The sequence below is a fragment of the Williamsia sp. R60 genome, from assembly GCF_054063855.1.
The window spans coordinates 721,088-737,670 of record NZ_JBSSGR010000002.1 but is presented as its reverse complement, the minus strand read 5'-3'; the positions used below and the strand labels follow the sequence as shown (position 1 = coordinate 737,670).

The 16,583-nt window shown below is 65.3% G+C and carries 13 protein-coding genes; 4 read left to right on the top strand and 9 right to left on the bottom strand.

Annotated features, from left to right (window positions below; translation table 11 throughout):
- The gene (locus tag ACVWY6_RS10375) at nt 1-1,059 is read left to right on the top strand and encodes an ABC transporter substrate-binding protein (protein ID WP_457537806.1); all 1,059 of its coding nucleotides are present in this window, start codon (nt 1-3) and stop codon (nt 1,057-1,059) included.
- A gap of 41 nt (nt 1,060-1,100) precedes the next feature.
- On the opposite strand, the gene ACVWY6_RS10370 is transcribed toward ACVWY6_RS10375, so the two are convergent.
- The 7 genes from ACVWY6_RS10370 to ACVWY6_RS10340 all read right to left on the bottom strand — a co-directional run bounded on the left by ACVWY6_RS10370 (nt 1,101) and on the right by ACVWY6_RS10340 (nt 10,464).
- The gene (locus ACVWY6_RS10370) at nt 1,101-2,450 is read right to left on the bottom strand and encodes a cryptochrome/photolyase family protein (protein WP_457537804.1); all 1,350 of its coding nucleotides are present in this window, start codon (nt 2,448-2,450) and stop codon (nt 1,101-1,103) included.
- Between the two features lie 39 nt (nt 2,451-2,489).
- Nucleotides 2,490-5,162, bottom strand: coding sequence for an MGH1-like glycoside hydrolase domain-containing protein (locus ACVWY6_RS10365; RefSeq protein WP_457537802.1), 2,673 nt, complete (start codon nt 5,160-5,162; stop codon nt 2,490-2,492).
- Nucleotides 5,163-6,671: an alpha-amylase family glycosyl hydrolase gene (locus ACVWY6_RS10360; protein ID WP_457537800.1), complete on the bottom strand. Its 1,509-nt coding sequence runs from the start codon at nt 6,669-6,671 to the stop codon at nt 5,163-5,165.
- A 155-nt stretch (nt 6,672-6,826) separates the two neighbouring features.
- Nucleotides 6,827-7,186: an FKBP-type peptidyl-prolyl cis-trans isomerase gene (locus ACVWY6_RS10355; protein WP_023960055.1), complete on the bottom strand. Its 360-nt coding sequence runs from the start codon at nt 7,184-7,186 to the stop codon at nt 6,827-6,829.
- A 3-nt stretch (nt 7,187-7,189) separates the two neighbouring features.
- Nucleotides 7,190-8,512, bottom strand: a complete 1,323-nt coding sequence (locus ACVWY6_RS10350) for a citrate synthase (protein ID WP_023960053.1) — start codon at nt 8,510-8,512, stop codon at nt 7,190-7,192.
- A gap of 100 nt (nt 8,513-8,612) precedes the next feature.
- Nucleotides 8,613-9,542: a carbohydrate kinase family protein gene (locus ACVWY6_RS10345; RefSeq protein WP_457537797.1), complete on the bottom strand. Its 930-nt coding sequence runs from the start codon at nt 9,540-9,542 to the stop codon at nt 8,613-8,615.
- A gap of 10 nt (nt 9,543-9,552) precedes the next feature.
- Nucleotides 9,553-10,464, bottom strand: coding sequence for an aldose 1-epimerase family protein (locus ACVWY6_RS10340; RefSeq protein ID WP_457537795.1), 912 nt, complete (start codon nt 10,462-10,464; stop codon nt 9,553-9,555).
- A 154-nt stretch (nt 10,465-10,618) separates the two neighbouring features.
- Here ACVWY6_RS10340 and ACVWY6_RS10335 point away from each other — a divergent pair, with 154 nt between their 5' ends.
- A complete protein-coding gene (locus ACVWY6_RS10335) occupies nt 10,619-11,644 on the top strand; it encodes an oxygenase MpaB family protein (RefSeq protein ID WP_457537793.1) in 1,026 nt (341 codons plus the stop codon).
- A 211-nt stretch (nt 11,645-11,855) separates the two neighbouring features.
- Nucleotides 11,856-13,199, top strand: coding sequence for an ABC1 kinase family protein (locus ACVWY6_RS10330; RefSeq protein WP_457537791.1), 1,344 nt, complete (start codon nt 11,856-11,858; stop codon nt 13,197-13,199).
- Between the two features lie 17 nt (nt 13,200-13,216).
- Here ACVWY6_RS10330 and ACVWY6_RS10325 read toward each other — a convergent pair whose 3' ends face one another.
- Both ACVWY6_RS10325 and pdxH read right to left on the bottom strand, forming a co-directional pair.
- Nucleotides 13,217-14,482: an MFS transporter gene (locus ACVWY6_RS10325; RefSeq protein ID WP_317713317.1), complete on the bottom strand. Its 1,266-nt coding sequence runs from the start codon at nt 14,480-14,482 to the stop codon at nt 13,217-13,219.
- A gap of 58 nt (nt 14,483-14,540) precedes the next feature.
- Nucleotides 14,541-15,218 (bottom strand): pyridoxamine 5'-phosphate oxidase, encoded by a 678-nt coding sequence (pdxH, locus tag ACVWY6_RS10320; RefSeq protein WP_457538577.1) that lies wholly within the window; start codon nt 15,216-15,218, stop codon nt 14,541-14,543.
- A gap of 168 nt (nt 15,219-15,386) precedes the next feature.
- Between pdxH and ACVWY6_RS10315 the strand changes: the two genes are divergently transcribed.
- A complete protein-coding gene (locus tag ACVWY6_RS10315; protein ID WP_062795471.1) occupies nt 15,387-16,511 on the top strand; it encodes a citrate synthase 2 in 1,125 nt (374 codons plus the stop codon).
- Nucleotides 16,512-16,583 lie beyond the last annotated feature (72 nt).

The following is a 16,583-nucleotide window of genomic DNA, read 5'->3' as shown; positions in this document are numbered from 1 at the left end:
ATGGCTTACACGTTCGACCGCCGATCCTTCCTTCGGTACTCCCTAATCGCCGGTGGCGCAGTCGGAAGCGCCAGTGTTCTCGCTGCCTGCAGTTCCGGCAGCAGCGACAGCGGTGGGGCCAGCACCACCAATCCCAAGGTGCAGTTGTCGTGGCAGAAAAACATCGAGTTCGCCGGCGAGTACTTCGCCATCGAGAACGGCTACTACGAAACCGCCGGACTCGGCACCCCTGAACTGATCACCGGCGGCGGGCCGGGCACCGGCGTGGAGACGGGCCTGACGTCGAACAAGGTGTGGATCGGCATGACCGCCCCGCAGCTGACCGCTCCCGTGATCCTGCAGGGCGCCAAGCTCAAGACCGTCGCCGCGACGTTCCAGAAGAACCCCTTCTGCATCGTGTCGTCGGCGGGTAGCCCGATCCTGAGTCCCGCGGAGATGAAAGGCAAGAAGATCGGCGTCCAGGCGTCGAACGAGAACGTCTTCAAGGCACTGCTCACCGCAAATGGCATGACCGACTCTGACATTCAGAAGATCACCGTGCAGTACGACCCGACCCCACTGACCAAAGGTGAGGTCGACGGCTGGGTCTCGTATGTCACCAATGAACCGATCACGTTGGCAGAGGGCGGTTTCCCCAACGCGAACTTCCTGTTCGCCGACTTCAATCTGCCCCTCGTCGCCGAGACCCTTGTGGTCCGGCAGGAGACCATCGACAACGAACGCGACAAGCTCAAAGCCTTCATCAAGGCCGACATCCAGGGCTGGTACGACGCGGTGGCCGACCCCGCCAAGTCGGCCGAGCTGGCCGTCACCAAGTACGGCAAGGATCTCGGCCTCGAACTCGGTGAGCAGGTGAAAGAAGCCGAAGCCCAGAATCTTCTGGTGGTGTCGGAGGAGACCAAGGCCAATGGCCTGCTGACGATGTCAGATGAGCTGATCGCCTTGAACATCGAAGCGCTCGCCAAAGCGGGTTACGACATCAAGCCTGAAGCCATCTTCGACATGTCGATTGTCAACGAGATCTACGCAGAGAACCCGGACCTGAAGAAGCCGATCTGACACTCCCCCAGCGGGGGGATTTTCTGCCCGCACGGTGGGATTCAGTCGAGCTGGTTGTAGCGATCCAGGGCGACCCGGCGCTGTGCCGAGTGATCCACGATCGGCTCGGGGTAATCGTCGGGCCTCAGTGCGCCGGGTTCGTGGACAGCGCTCCCCGGAATCGAGCGGAGCTCGGGAACCCAACGGCGTACGTAATCCCCGGAGGGATCAAACTTCTTGCCCTGGGTGGTGGGGTTGAACACCCGAAAGTACGGTGCCGCATCGGTTCCCGACCCCGCGACCCACTGCCAACCGTGCTGATTGCTCGCCATGTCACCGTCGATGAGTTGATCGAGGAACCATGCCGCGCCGCGCTGCCACGGCAGATGGAGGTCCTTCACCAGGAATGAGGCGACGATCATGCGCAACCGATTGTGCATGAATCCGCTTCCCGAGAGCTGACGCATACCCGCGTCGACGATCGGAAAACCGGTCTTCCCTTCGCGCCAGGCATCGAAGTCCGCATCCGCGTCCGATCCCGAGTCGTGCTCCATCGCATCGAACTTCTTGTTCAGGTTCCACCACACCGAGTCCGGTCGCTGGTACAGCACATCGGCATAGAAGTCCCGGAACGCCAATTCCCTGACGTAGGCGGCCTGTCCGGCCCCCTCGGACTTGTCGAGTTCGACAAGCATCGCCCGCGGATGGATGTTGCCGTACTTCAGATACGCCGACATCCGGCTCGACGCCTCGAGATCGGGCCGGTTGCGGTCCTGCTCGTAACCGAGCACGCCGTCGGCGATGAACTCGGCAAAACGCTCGTGCGCGGCGTGCTCGCCGGCAGGGATGTCGAGTGTGGTCGGCGGGTCGGGAAGGTCGATGGACTCAACACCTGCGACGTCACCGGGGTCGATCCAGTCCGCGGACTCCACTCCGGTGTCGGCCGGCTCCCGCCACCCGTGTGCCTTCCACGTACGGAAGTAGGGGGTGAACACCCGGTAGGGCTCGCCGTCGTCTTTGCGAACGCGACCGGGCGTCACCGCGTAGGGCGATCCTTCGGCGCGCAACGGCACGTCGCCGAGCGCTTCGGCCACCTTGCGGTCTCGGCGCCGGCCGTATGGGGCGAAATCGGCGGTGATGTGCACCGCCTCGGCGTCGATGGCTTTCGCGATGGCGGGAATCTGTTGCTCGGGCGCACCACGGACGACCAGGAGTCTGCCGTCGAGCTGCTTGTGCAAGTCACGGAGCGACTCGAACAAGAACGCCAGTCGTCGATCACCCGACGATGCCTCGAGCCTGGGATCGAGGACAAAGCAGGCCAGGACGCGCCTGCCCTCCGCGGCCAGCAGCGGTGGCAGATCACCCAGCCGCAAGTCTCGACGAAGCCAGAGCAGGATCGGTTGTTGGTCCATTCACCCATCCTGCCGAAAACAGGGGCGAAGGGTGGTACATCAATGTCGCGAATGCTTCGGCGGATGCAGCAGCAGGTCGATGACCAGCGCAGTCCATCCCGTTTGGTGACTCGCACCGAGACCGGCCCCGTTGTCTCCGTGGAAGTACTCGTTGAACAACAGGTTGTCTTTCCACGCGGGATCGGTCTGGAAGATCTCCGTTCCCCCGTACACGGGACGGCGGCCGTCCGCGTCGGGCAACCAGATCGACACCAGTCGGTCCGCCAGGTCTTGGGCGATCTCGAAGAAGTCGGAGTCGGCGTCCGCGCCGGTGGGGTAAGCCATCGTCGCCTCGGTGCCGAAGAAGCGCCCATATTGCACCAGCGCCCGGATCGCCAGGTAGTTGATCGGGAACCACACCGGCCCCCGCCAATTAGAGTTGCCGCCGTACATGGCGGTCCGCGACTCCGCGGGCTCGTAATCGATGACCGCCCCGGTGGCACCGGGCAACGTGTACGGCTCGCGGTACTTTTTCGACAAAGAGCGGAGACCGTGATCGGAGAGCATTGCGTCCTCGTCGAACACCGTACGCATCAACGACCGCAACTGGTCGGCAGACAACACCGACAGCAGGATGCGCGGTTTGTCGCCGTCGGAGCGGATCCGCCACGACTGCGCGCCCCCGATGCCGAGCGCCGCGAACCGCCGGGTGAATCGTTTCCGCAACCTGCTCATCCGCTGGGCATTGCGCGCGGGGATCTCTGCGGCAGCCAGAGCGGGGATCAGCCCGACAAGACTTTGCACCTTGATGGACTCGCAGGTGCCGTCAGGGTCGGTCAGCCGGTCGTAGTAGAAGCCGTCTTCCACGTCGTACAGACCGGATTCCTTGAGCGACTGCGCGATCAGGGTGAAGTGCTCGAGGAACTTGATCACCATGTCTTCGTAGACGGGGTCATGGTCGGCAAGTGCCAGCGCTATGCCCAGCATGGCCTCGGCATAAAACGCCATCCACCCCGTGCCGTCGGACTGCTCGAGTGTGGTGCCCGGCGGCAGGTGTGAACGGTCGACCGGACTGATGTTGTCGAGGCCGAGAAACCCGCCACCGAAAACATTGTTGCCGTGCGGATCCTGTCGATTCACCCACCAGGTGAAGTTGAGCAGCAGCTTCTGGAAGACCCGTTCGAGGAACTCGACGTCGGTGCCGCCGTCGATGTTGAACACCCGCAGCGCCGCGAGGGCATGCACCGGCGGGTTGACGTCGTCGAAACTCCACTCATAGGCGGGCAGAGCACCATTGGGGTGCAAGAACCACTCCCGCAGGAGCACGATCAACTGATACTTCGCGAATGCCGGATCCAGATGCGCCCACGAGATGGAGTGAAAAGCCAGGTCCCAGGCAGCAAACCACGGGTACTCCCACGGGTCTGGCATCGCCAGGATGTCGAAGGCATCGAGGTGTCGCCAATCAGTGTTGCGCCCGTGTTGATGTCCCGGTGGGGGTGGCGGCTCCGCGGGATCACCGTCGAGCCATCGCGCGACCTGATAGGAGTACATCTGCTTGCTCCAGATCAAACCCGCGGCGGCCTGGGTGAGGATCCGCATCTGCTCGGTGTCGAGATCGGGTCCGATGGCGGCATAGAACTCGTCCGCCTCACTTTGCCTCAGTGCGGCGATTCTGCCGAAGTCGTCTCCTGCCCAGTCACTATCACTGCAGCCGGCATCGTCCCGCCCGGACAACCGCACACGCGCATGCACCGTTTTTCCCGCAGGCACGTCCAGGTGGTACCACCAGGCTGCCTTGCTTCCGTGCCCCGCCGGATTGACCGTCGCGGCGCCCGCGACCACGTGGTCGTTGATCCCGTCTTTCGGGTACGGCGTGATCGGGTCACCGCCGAAGATCTTGGGAATGTTGGTTTCGTTGTCGCAGAACAGAACCCGCGGCTCGGTCCCATCGCTTGCCGGCGCCGCCCGCAGTCGGTAGCCGTCCAGCCGGGCGTGCTCGAGGACCACCGCATCGCCATCGACGACCAGGCCGGGGATGTTCTGCTCGCCCGCAGCGCGCCAGGTGTTCCGGAACCAGCCGGTGGGCAGCATGTCGATCGACGCGTCGTCCGCGCCGTTGTTGGTGACGCTGATGGTCATCAGGATGTCGGTTGGACCGGCCTTGGCATAGGTGACGTCGACGATCCAGTAGCGGCCGTCGTCGAAGACCCCGGTGTCGAGCAGCTCGTACTCGAAGTCGTCGCGTCCACGCCGGGCGTTCTCCGCCACCAGTTGCTCGTAGGGGAACGCCGCCTGCGGGTAGTGGTAACGCCATTGCAGCAGAGCATGACTCGGCAGCCCCTGCAGATACCACCAGTATTCTTTGACGTCTTCACCGTGATTGCCCTGCGGGCCGGTGAGTCCGAACATGCGCTCTTTGAGGATGGGATCGACGCCGTTCCACAGGGCCAATGACAGGCAGAACTCGTGCCCGATGTCGGAGATCCCGGCCATACCGTCTTCGTTCCAGCGGTAGGCACGGGAACGCGCATGGTCGTGCGGGAAGTGGTCCCATGCGTTTCCGTCGTCGCTGTAATCCTCGCGCACTGTCCCCCATGCCCTCTCGGACAGGTACGGCCCCCACAGGTACCACGGGTTCGCATCGTGCAACCCGTCTTCGAGACGACCGGTGGCTTCGGCGAGACGCTGATGCTCGGCCGTACCACCTGGCCGGCGGTGGTGCCCGTTCACTCAGATCGCCTCGCGTTCAGCACTATCGGAAGTGCTCTCCGCAGGGACCGGCTCCACCCGAAACAGGTGCCACAGCCTGGGGCCCAGCTCGACGAACAGGCCGTCGGTCAGATCGGCGGCGCCACGGCGATATCGGAGGTCACGGGTGTCGTCGACGAGGTCGACTTCGGCCGCTGCGAGGTCGTCCCATCGTGCTCGAACCATGCCACTGGCGACCTGGTCGCCGAGGTTCACCACGACGAGCCAGCGGCTATCCCCGTGCCAGGTCCACGCCAGCAGATCCGCTGTTGTGGAGTTGTCGTCCCATCCGGTGATCTCGGCCGCGGCCCACGATCCGGTACGGAACGTGTTGTCGCGCAGGATGTTCGTCAGCCGTCCGTAGAAGTCGAGCAACTCGTTGTCGACCTCCTCGGCCGGGCTGCGGCCCAGTTGCACAGGGAGATGCACGCGCCGGCCCTCGAACTGGCCGTCGTAGACCAACCTCGCGCCGGGCTGGGTGAACGACGTGACTGCCGCAATCTTGTGCCCCTCGAGCGAGAACACCGAAGCAGCCCTGGGCTCGTCGTGATTTTCGAGGAATCGGACGAGCCGGCTGAGATGGTCCGGCTCGGCATCGAGTTGGCTTCTGACCGCGGCAGCGTCGCCGCCCTCGACGAAGCGGTCGTACAGACCCTTGTCGTAGCAATAGTCGAATCCCTGCTCCTGCAGGGCGGCCTCGAGGTCCCAGTACGCCTCCGCGATGAATGTGAAGTCGGGGTGCACCGACCGCACGGATCCGATCACGAGTGGCCAATACTCCTGTGACGGAACAGCTCCCGCACGTTCACCCCAGGTTCTGCCGAACACGTCGTTCATCATCAGCATCGCCATGTCGCACCGCACACCATCGCACTGTTCGGCGATTCGCGTGAGGGTGGTGATGACGGCCGCACGCAACTCGGTGGAGAAGACGTTGAGTTGCACGACGTCGGGCCACGCCGGGAAGTAGGGGTCGCGGCCGTTCGCGAGTACCTCGCCGCCGACCTCGATGAAGGACGCCGGTTCCTCGCGCAGGTCATCGGCGGTGCCGCCGACGAAGAACTCCGGGTGCGCGATGGTCCACGAGTGGTCGGGGCCAACGTGGTTGGGCACGAAGTCCAAAATCAGGCGAATCCCGCGGTCGGCAAGCGCCTGCCGTGCCGACGCCAGCCCGTCGGGGCCGCCGAGCATCGGGTCCACCTCGTATCCGCGGATGCAGTACGGCGAACCGACGATGTCGTCGATGGTGAAGTCGGGCAGGATGTCCCGGCAATGCTGGACCAGGGGTTCGTCCGCTCTGGCGATCGCGACACCGGCCGGGCTGCGCTGCCACACCCCCATCAGCCACACCACATCAGCACCGGACGCCGCGATCGCGTCCCACACCTCGCCGGGGACATCACCCAATTCGACGCGCCGGCCGCACCTCCTGCTGAGCTCGTCGAGCCACGGCCACGTGTTGATCTCGTAGATGAACGGGTGCGCGATCACCCCGTAAACCTATCGCGCACAAAGCCGTCAGTGGCCGTGAACGCCCAGGAGATCACCGCCCGTTCACCGGGGGCGACCAGGGTAGGTGCTGGCGACAGCAAACAGCCCCGCATGGTAACCGTGCGGGGCTGCTGCGAAAGATACGTACCGGGGACTTAGGAAACGCCGAGCAGATCGATCACGAAGATCAGTGTCTTACCCGACAGCCGGTGTCCGGCACCCTCGGGCCCGTAAGCGAGCTCGGGCGGCACGGTGAGCTGGCGGCGGCCGCCGACCTTCATGCCGGGGATACCCTCCTGCCAGCCCGGGATCAGCCGGTCGAGCGGGAAGTTGGCGGACTGGCCGCGGTTCCACGAGGAGTCGAACTCCTCGCCTGTCTCGTACTCGACGCCGACGTAGTGGACGTCGACCACTCCACCGGCAACAGCGACGTCGCCGTCACCGATCACCAGGTCGGTGCTCACCAGTTCGGTGGGTGCGGGGCCTTGGGGGAACTCGATCTCAGGTTTTGTCATGGTTCAGCGCTGATCCATATTCAGGTAGTCACGTTCGGTGTATCCGGTGTAGATCTGCCGGGGACGGCCGATCTTCCCGGTCGGGTCGGCGTTCATCTCACGCCAGTGCGCGATCCAGCCGGGCAGCCGGCCGAGTGCGAACAACACGGTGAACATCCGGGTGGGGAACCCCATCGCGCGGTAGATCAAACCGGTGTAGAAATCCACGTTCGGGTACAGCTTGCGCGAGATGAAGTAGTCGTCGCTCAGGGCCACTTCTTCGAGCCCCTTGGCGATGTCGAGAAGATCGTCGTTGACGCCGAGGAGCTCCAAGATCTGGTCGGCGGTCTCCTTGACGATCGCGGCCCGCGGGTCGTAGTTCTTGTAGACCCGGTGCCCGAAGCCCATGAGCTTGACGCCGTCTTCTTTGTTCTTGACCTTGTTCATGAACTCCTTGGTGTCGCCACCGGAGGCCTTGATGTCGTCGAGCATCTCGAGCACGGCCTGGTTGGCACCGCCGTGCAGCGGGCCCCAGAGTGCGTTGATGCCACCGGAGATCGAGGTGAACAAGTTGGCCTGCGACGACCCCACCAGGCGAACCGTGGAGGTGGAGCAGTTCTGCTCGTGGTCGGCGTGCAGGATGAACAGCATGTCGAGGGCCTTGACCACGTCCGGGTTGACCTCGTAGGGCTCCGCGGGGAAACCGAACGTCATCCGCAGGAAGTTCTCGACCAGGTTCAGTGAGTTGTCCGGGTACAGGAACGGCTGACCGGTGGACTTCTTGTAGGCGTACGCCGCGATGGTGGGCAGCTTCGCCAACAGTCGGATGGTCGAAAGCTCGACCTGCTCGGGATCTTTCGGGTCCAGGGAATCCTGGTAGTACGCGCTCAGGGCATTCACTGCGCTGGACAGCACCGGCATGGGGTGCGCGTTGCGCGGGAAGCCGTCGAAGAATCGCTTGAGGTCTTCGTGCAGCAGCGTGTGGCGACTGATCTTGTTGGTGAACTCGTCGAGTTCGGACGGGGTCGGGAGCTCGCCGTTGATCAGGAGGTAGCTGACCTCGAGGAAGCTCGATCCCTTCGCCAACTGCTCGATGGGGTATCCGCGGTAGCGCAGGATTCCGGCGTCGCCGTCGATGTAGGTGATCGCCGACTTGGTGGACGCCGTGTTGACGAAACCTCCGTCGAACGTAGTGAGTCCGGTCTCGGCGAGGAACTTCCCGAGTCCGACGCCGTTGGCACCTTCTGTCGCTTCGACGATGGGAAGCTTGATCTCGCCGCCGGGATAGCTGAACGTGGCCTTGGCCTCCGCTGCCGATCCGTTGGCAGACACTGTTTCGGCGGACACTTGGTCCTCCCCTTTTCGACGGGCTGCACCGGTCTCGTGAACCGGTGCAGGTGTTTTACCTCCGGGGCCGTCGTAACGATCGTGCGACCCGGTTAACAACCTAGTCGGTTTCAAGCTCGCCCGCCCACGGAGGGTCCGCGCCGGGCCGCGACACGGTGATCGCGGCGGCCCGGGCAGCGAACTGCAGGGCCTCTGACCAGTCGTTTTCGGTCATCGTGCGGAGCAGCGCGGGGTCGAGGAAGCGGTGCGTTCCCAGCCAGTGCAACAGGGCGCCACAAATCGTGTCACCTGCCCCTATGGTGTCGATCACATCGACTGTCCGGCCGGGCACATGCGCGGTGAGGTCGGGCGTGCGAACAGTGAGTCCATCGCCGCCGTGCGTGATGACTACCGCGCCCACGCCGGCTTCGATCCAGCGGTCCGGATCTGTTCCGGCGGCGCCCTCGGCCAGCCATTCGGCGTCGTCGTCGGACACCTTGACGATGTCGAGCGACGGCAACCACGAGGCAAAGCGCTTGCGATAGGCGTCGGGGTCATCGATCACTCCGGCGCGGATGTTGGGGTCGAGCAGCGTGAGGCGGCCCTCGCCATGACTGCGGTGCAGGAGCTTCTCGTAGGCGCTCGCGCCGGGCTCGAGCACCATCGACAAGGTTCCGAAAGCGAGAGCGGCGACCGTTCGCGGCAACTCACCCGGATCGGTGACCAACCGGTCGGCGGTGCCCTGCAGATAGAAGTTGTACTGCGCCGATCCGTCGTCGCCGATGCTGGTGAGAGCAAGCGTGGTCGGTTCCGAACCACGTTGCAGCAGCGAGAGATTCACGCCGGCGGAACGAAGTGCATCAGCGAGGGCATCGCCGAACGCGTCGGTGGACACCCGCGAGCACAACGACACCGCTGACCCGAGCCGGCCCAAGGTGATCGCGACGTTGAACGGGCCGCCGCCCAAGGCCGGTATGAGCGGACTGAGCGCACCGGGTGCAGACGGCACCAGGTCCACCAGCGCTTCTCCACACACGACGATTTCTCTCACGGCGCCACCCTCATTCCCGGAATCGCAGGCCCCAGCGGCCGGTCCAGATCTGGCCCGGTTCGAGCACGATCAGATCGGTCCCGGTGGCAAGGGCGTTGGGCGGCGCGGTCATCGGTTCGATGGCCACGGCCCTGCCGCGACCGGGGTACGGCTGGTCGTGGCCCGGGTCGGCGGTGAAGGCCTGGACCCACGAGAAGTTGAGGTCGGTCCACAGTTCGGTGGTCCCGTCCGAGCCGATCAGGCGATGGGTGATGATGCCGTCGTCATCCGCCATCGCGGTGAACGGGGTGTCGAGCCACACTCCCTCGACCGGTCGTGGTGTCCGGAAGTCGAACTCGGTGCCGGCGACGTCGACGGGGTCGCCGTCGGGGAGTTGGCGTTCGGGGTCGAGCGGCTGGTACTTCTTCGCTGCCAGCTGCAGTGAGCAGTCGTCGGCAGGGACGTCGCCCACGCGGACGAAGGTGTGCTGCCCCAATGCGTACGGCGCGCGGATGGTCCCGGTGTTGGTGGTGGTGTGGGTGATCGTGAGGCCATCGGGCCCCACCGCGTAGGTGGCGGTCAGCTGGAGGTCGAACGGCCAACCGGGATGCTGCCCCACGGCAACGCCGAGGGTGACCGACGTCGGGGTCTGGTCTAGGACATTCCAGTCCACCATCCGCACGAAGCCATGGTTGGCGTTGTTCCGCCCGGCTTCGGTGATGGGGAGCTCGTACGACGTGCCGTCGAAGGTGTATCGGCCATCGCCGGTGCGGTTCGGCCACGGCGAGAGCACCAATCCGCACGAGAGCGGAGGCTTGACCCCGGGTTCGATCTCCCAGGTCTCGGTGAGGAGCCGGCCGCGCCATCTGACGGCCCGCAGACCGGCGCCGGTCGCGGCGATCTGTGCGCTGTATCCATCCGCTTCGATGCTGTGCCCGGCCACATCGGTCAGCTTAGCCGCCACTTGTGGTGGCAATGCGAAGTTGTCGCCCCGGCAAAAGCTTTCATCCATTCGGCTGTGGCGGTTGACACTCCCCGTGAGACGGATCTACAGTTTCGTCTCATTGGTGTCCCACGACACCGGCCGTCGACGAAGGATGTCTCCCGTGACCGACCTGCGCGATACCCGACCGATCACCACGCCCGTCCCGCCCGCATCAGAGCCCGTGCCACAACTGCTCGGCCCGGATTCGGTGACGTGGAAGTTCTTCGGCGGCTGGCACGGGATGCTCATCGGCCTGTGGTCGGGCTCGATGCAGAACATGCACCCCAAGCTCGGTGCGGCAGTGTGGGAGCACTCCGACTTCTTCGGCGAACGCTGGGAGCGGTTGATGCGGTCGCTCTATCCGATCATCGGGGTGGTGTTCGACGGCACGGAGGACACCGGCCGCGAGGTTCGTGACTACCACCGCGAGATCAAGGGTGCGATGCCCGACGGCAGCCGCTATCACGCGCTCGATCCGGACGTCTTCTACTGGGCGCACGCCACCTTCTGGTACGGCAACATCCGGTGCGCGGAGGTCTTCGGACCACCGATAACCGAAGCGGAGAAACGTCAGCTGTTCGAGGAGTCACGCACCTGGTACGCGATGTACGGCGTGAGCACCCGGCCATGCCCCGATACCTACGAGGAGTTCCTCGAGTACTGGGATCACATGTGCCGCAACGTCCTTCAAGACCATCCCGCCGTCCGCACGGTACTGGACATCTCCGAACTGCCGCCGCCCCCGTGGATGTCGTGGATGCCCCGGCCGGTCTGGAAACAACTGGTCCGCCCCACCGAACGATTCTTCACCTGGCTGACGGTGGGCCTGTACGACCAGCCCGTTCGCGATCTGATGGGCTTCACGTGGTCAGAACGTGACGAGCGCCGTTTCCGCCGGTTCGGCAAGGCCGTCAACACCTTCATGCACCTGTTGCCCGAGCGCTACCGCAAACATCCTCGTTGCCGCGACGCCTGGGATCGGCTGGACGGAGCGGTGCCCGCCGACGCACCACTACTGGACACCCCGGTACGCAATCTGCCTCCCGAAGCCGTCCGTGGCGAGCCGATGCACTACTGCCCGGTGACGGCGGCGCGAAGGGCGAACCTGCCCTGGCAGTCCAACGAGACCGCACTCTGAGAGCTCAACCAGGCTTCGGGCCCGGTGTCATCAAGACCACACCGGTCCACTGTAACGCGGCCACCTGGGGATTCGACTAGTCCTGCAGCACCAAGACAAGCCGACTGGCGCTCACGGCCAGATGCCCTACCATGTCCGGCGGAGCATCGACCATCGGCCGTCCCCAAAACCGGGATGGCCTGCCCCGGCGACAAGTCGCATGCGGAGGACCATGACCATCACCACAGCCGAGCCACGCCCGACACTGCAGAAGGTGCCGCTGACCACCGAGGCGGCGCGCATCGGCGCCACCGCCTGGCACGCCGTCTGCGGAGGCGCACGCTTCGCCACCCGGGTACGCCACAAGCAGGACGCGGCCGCAATCGGAGCCGGCGAGACACGCAACACGTTCGCCGCCCTCGGCCCGACCTACGTCAAGCTCGGGCAGCTCATCGCCTCGAGTCCAGGCGTGTTCCCCAAGGTGCTCTCCGATGAGTTCCGGTCGCTGCTCGACAGGGTGCCCCCTGCCGACCCCGAGCAGGTTCGTGCGGTGCTGAGCAGCCAGCTCGGCCGCGACCCCGACGAGGTGTTCGACGACTTCGACGCCGAGCCGATCGCCTCCGCGTCCATCTCGCAGGTCCACACCGCGACGCTGAAAACCGGCGAGTCGGTGGTCGTCAAGATCCAGCGCCCGGGAATCAAGGGCCGGCTGGCCGCCGACCTGCAGATCCTGCAGCGCACCGCCGCGCTTGTGGAACTGTCGTCGTACGGACGCATGCTCAGCGCCAAAGCGGTGATCGAGGACTTCACCGCCAATCTCAACTCCGAGCTGGACTTCCGCACCGAAGCCGCCGCCATGGAGGAATGGACCGCTGCGATCTCGGGGTCGAAGTACGCAGACAAGGTGCGTGTTCCGAAGGTGTACTGGGACCACACCACCGAGCGGGTACTCACCCTCGAGCGGGTGGACGCCATTCGTATCGACGACGTCAAGGCCATCCGCCGCGCGGGTCACGACGGCACCGAGATCGTCAAGACGCTGCTGATGTCGTTGCTCGAGTCGGCCTTCACCGACGGGATCTTCCACGGCGATCTGCATGCCGGGAACGTTCTCGTCGACGCCGACGGGCGCATCGTGTTCTTGGACTGGGGCATCGTCGGTCGCTTCGACGACAACACCCGCATGATCGTCCGCGAATTGCTCGGCAATCTGATGCGCAGCAACTACGAGGCCGCCGGCCAGGCCCTGGCTGCGCTGGGCACCTTCGGGAAACCCGGTTCGGTCCGCGAGACCGCCAAGGACCTGCGACGTGTCGCCGCCCCCATCGGCGGAACCGAACTGGGGAACATGGCGTATGCCGACCTGGGCCGCCAACTCGCGAACCTCGCCAAGAACTACGACGCCCGTCTCCCCCGTGAACTGGTACTCGTCGGCAAGCAGTTGCTCTACGTCGAGCGCTACATGAAACTGCTCGCGCCCCGGTGGAAGGCGATGGCCGACCCCCAGGTTGTCGGGTACACCGCAGGCCTGCTCAAGGATTCGGCCCCCAGCCGCACCCGCGCCGCTGCCCGGTGATCGTCAACGGGTGATCGTCAGCGCGTGATGCGGTAGCGGACAAACGCGGGGACGGCGAGGGCAGCGAGGACTGTTCCGATCACGACCAGGATGCCGCCGCCGGCGGTGGCGACCGCGGTGCCGACCGATGCGGCCGCGGCGCCATGTGCGACGTCGGCAATGCGCGGCCCGCCCGCGACGACAACGATGAAGACACCCTGAAGGCGCCCTCGCACATCGTCATTCGCGGCCGCCTGCAGCATCGACATCCGGAACGCTGCCGACGCCATGTCGGCAGCGCCGCCGATCATGAGCAACGCCACCGCGATCGGGAGCATCGGCAGCGCGGACCCCGAGGCGAAGCCGACGCAGATCCCCACCCCGGTGATCGCCACACCCCAGATGAGGATGCAGATGATCACCGCGTACCCCTGACGCTGCACTCGCGAGACCCAGCCGGAGAACACTCCCCCGATCACCGCACCCGCGGCGATGGCCGAGAACAAGAGCGCAAAGGCCACACCGCCACCGTCCGGTCCGCCGAAACTCTCGTGCGCCATCTGCGGGAACAGCGCCCTGGGCATGCCGAAGATCATCGCAATCAGGTCCACCAGGAACGACATCATCAAGACCTTGTGACCGCCGAGATAACGGAATCCCTCGATCACCGACTTCAGGCCTGGCGTGCCCCGTTTGTCCGGTCCCTCCGGTCGCAGCGACGGCAACCGGATCACCGCCCAGATCGTGGCGAACAGGAACAACGTGTCCACCAGGTACAGCACGGAATAACCCAGGATCGGGATGAGCGCCCCACCCACCAGCGGGCCGGCGATCCCGCCGGCCTGCATCACCGTCATGTTCAGCGAATTGGCAGCGGGCAGTTCGGTTTTCGACATCAACTTGGGCAGGATCGCCGACCGCGTCGGCTGATTGACCGCAAAGAAGGCCTGTTGTACCGCGAACACCACGAGGATGAACCACACGTTGCCGAAGCCCAGCGCCGACTGCACAAAGAACAGGGCGCTGGTCGCGATCAGCCCGAATGTCGTGATGATCAACAGGATTCGCCGGTCCATCACGTCGGCGACCGCCCCGCCCCAGAGGCCGAAGATCACCAGCGGGACAAGGCCGAACAGTCCGGTCAGCCCGACGTAGGCCGAGCTGCCGGTGAGTTGATAGATCTGTGCGGGAACCGCCACCACCGTCAGTTGCGCACCGATGACCGTGACGATGTTCGCCCACCACAGGCGTCGGAAATCAGGGTGTTGCAGCGGGGTGGTGTCGGCGAGGAACCGGCGCGTCACCTCGTCCGTGCCCCGGAACCCGAATCCGGCAGGACCTGCCGGGTGGGCGTGGTCGGTGTCACGGCTGCAATCTCTCACTGCGCCAACGGCCGTCGACGAGCGTGCACCGAACCCGGTTGTGCAGCCTGTTGGCCCGGCCCTGCCAGAACTCGACCTCGGTGGGCGTCAGGCGATAGCCACCCCAGCGCGGCGGCACCGGAACCGGTTGATCCCCGTCCACGCCACCGAATTGGTCCGCGATCGCCGCCGCACGCTCCTCGAGCGCCTGGCGTGACTCGATGGGCGCCGACTGTTCGGACGCGTAGGCACTGAGCTGCGAACCACGTGGTCGCCTGACCCAGTAGTTCTCGGTGGCCTCGGCGGGCACCTTGCTGACGGGCCCCCGAAAGTGCACCTGCCGCTCCATCCCGATCCACGGGAAGGTGACCGAGGCATACGGAGTGGACGCCAGATGGTTCGCCTTGTCGGAGTCGTAGCCGGTGAAGAACACCACGCCGTCGGCATCGGCACCCTTGCACAGCACCGTCCGTGTGGACGGATGGCCGTCGGCATCAACCGTGCCGAGGACCATCGCATTGGGTTCGGCGATCGCGGCATCGATGGCTTCGCGTAGCCATTGGCCGAACAGGGCCAGCCACGGCGGATCCCCTGCGAGCCAGCTCGGGTCGAGGTTGCCGCGAACCCCGTCCGCACCCGCCGCGTCGTCACCGCCCGATGCCGAATAGGCCACCCGCATGCTCGACAGATCCACCGGTTCGTTCGTCACGACGAATAACGCTACTCCCGGGTAACCGCGGCTGGAACGGGCTACTACAGTCCTAGGCAAGTACGGCAGTCGGTGCCCCGAGACCGCGGGTGACAGCGCGGCCGCAGTGTGCAGCTCGAACCGCGAGGAGTGCGATCGATGGCAGTCAATGTGCAGGTACCGGAGGGATTCGTCGAAGGTCTCGAGGGCGTCACCGCCTTCACCACCGAGATCGCCGAGCCGGACAAGAACGGCGGAAACCTCCGATACCGCGGGGTCGACATCGAAGACCTGGTCGAGAACAACGTGACATTCTCCGATGTCTGGGCGCTGCTGGTCGACGGGAAGTTCGGCGACGGCCTCCCCCCGGCCGAACCCTTCCCGCTGCCCATCCACACCGGCGACGTCCGCGTCGACGTGCAGGCCGGGCTGGCCATGCTTGCTCCGATCTGGGGCTACAAGCCGCTGCTCGACATCGATGAGTCCACCGCACGCAACAACCTCGCCCGCGCCTCGGTGATGGCGCTGTCGTACGTCGCCCAGTCGGCACGCGGCATCCATCGTCCCGCCGTGCCGCAGGACGTGATCGACGAATGCGACACCGTCACAGCACGTTTCATGACCCGATGGAAGGGTGAGCCGGACCCCGCGCACATCCGCGCCATCGATGCCTACTGGGTCAGCGCCGCCGAGCACGGCATGAACGCCTCCACGTTCACCGCCCGCGTCATCGCCTCCACGGGCGCCGACGTCGCGGCTTCACTGTCGGGTGCCATCGGCGCCATGTCCGGTCCGCTGCACGGCGGCGCACCGGCCCGCGTTCTGCCGATGATCGAAGAGGTCGAGCGCACCGACGACCCGCGCGGCCTGGTCAAGGGCATCCTCGACCGCAAAGAGAAGCTGATGGGTTTCGGTCACCGCGTCTACCGCGCCGAAGATCCCCGGGCCCGGGTCTTGCGCCGCACGGCCCAGGAGCTCAATGCCCCGCGCTATGAGGTTGCTGCCGCCCTCGAGCAGGCTGCCCTGACCGAACTACGCGAACGGCGCCCCGACCGCGCCATCGAGACCAACGTGGAGTTCTGGGCCGCGGTCATCCTCGACTTCGCCGAGGTGCCGCCGCACATGATGCCCGCCATGTTCACCTGCGGGCGCACCGCCGGTTGGTGCGCACACATCCTCGAACAGAAGCGCCTCGGCAAGCTCGTCCGTCCTGCCGCGCTGTATGTGGGCGCCGCACCTCGCCGGCCAGAAGACGTCGAAGGCTGGGCCACCATCGCCGGCTGACCCGGAAATGGTGGGTTCGGGCGAACAAACCCCCAGGTCGCGTTCGCCAAAACCCACCATCATCGGGGTCGG

Bases quoted from the DNA above. Each gene is read 5' to 3' on its own strand.
- ACVWY6_RS10370 (WP_457537804.1), bottom strand. From the start codon at position 2,450: ATGGACCAACAACCGATCCTGCTCTGGCTTCGTCGAGACTTGCGGCTG.
- ACVWY6_RS10355 (WP_023960055.1), bottom strand. From the start codon at position 7,186: ATGACAAAACCTGAGATCGAGTTCCCCCAAGGCCCCGCACCCACCGAA.
- ACVWY6_RS10330 (WP_457537791.1), top strand. From the start codon at position 11,856: ATGACCATCACCACAGCCGAGCCACGCCCGACACTGCAGAAGGTGCCG.
- ACVWY6_RS10375 (WP_457537806.1), top strand. From the start codon at position 1: ATGGCTTACACGTTCGACCGCCGATCCTTCCTTCGGTACTCCCTAATC.
- ACVWY6_RS10315 (WP_062795471.1), top strand. From the start codon at position 15,387: ATGGCAGTCAATGTGCAGGTACCGGAGGGATTCGTCGAAGGTCTCGAG.
- pdxH (WP_457538577.1), bottom strand. From the start codon at position 15,218: ATGCGGGTGGCCTATTCGGCATCGGGCGGTGACGACGCGGCGGGTGCG.
- ACVWY6_RS10335 (WP_457537793.1), top strand. From the start codon at position 10,619: ATGTCTCCCGTGACCGACCTGCGCGATACCCGACCGATCACCACGCCC.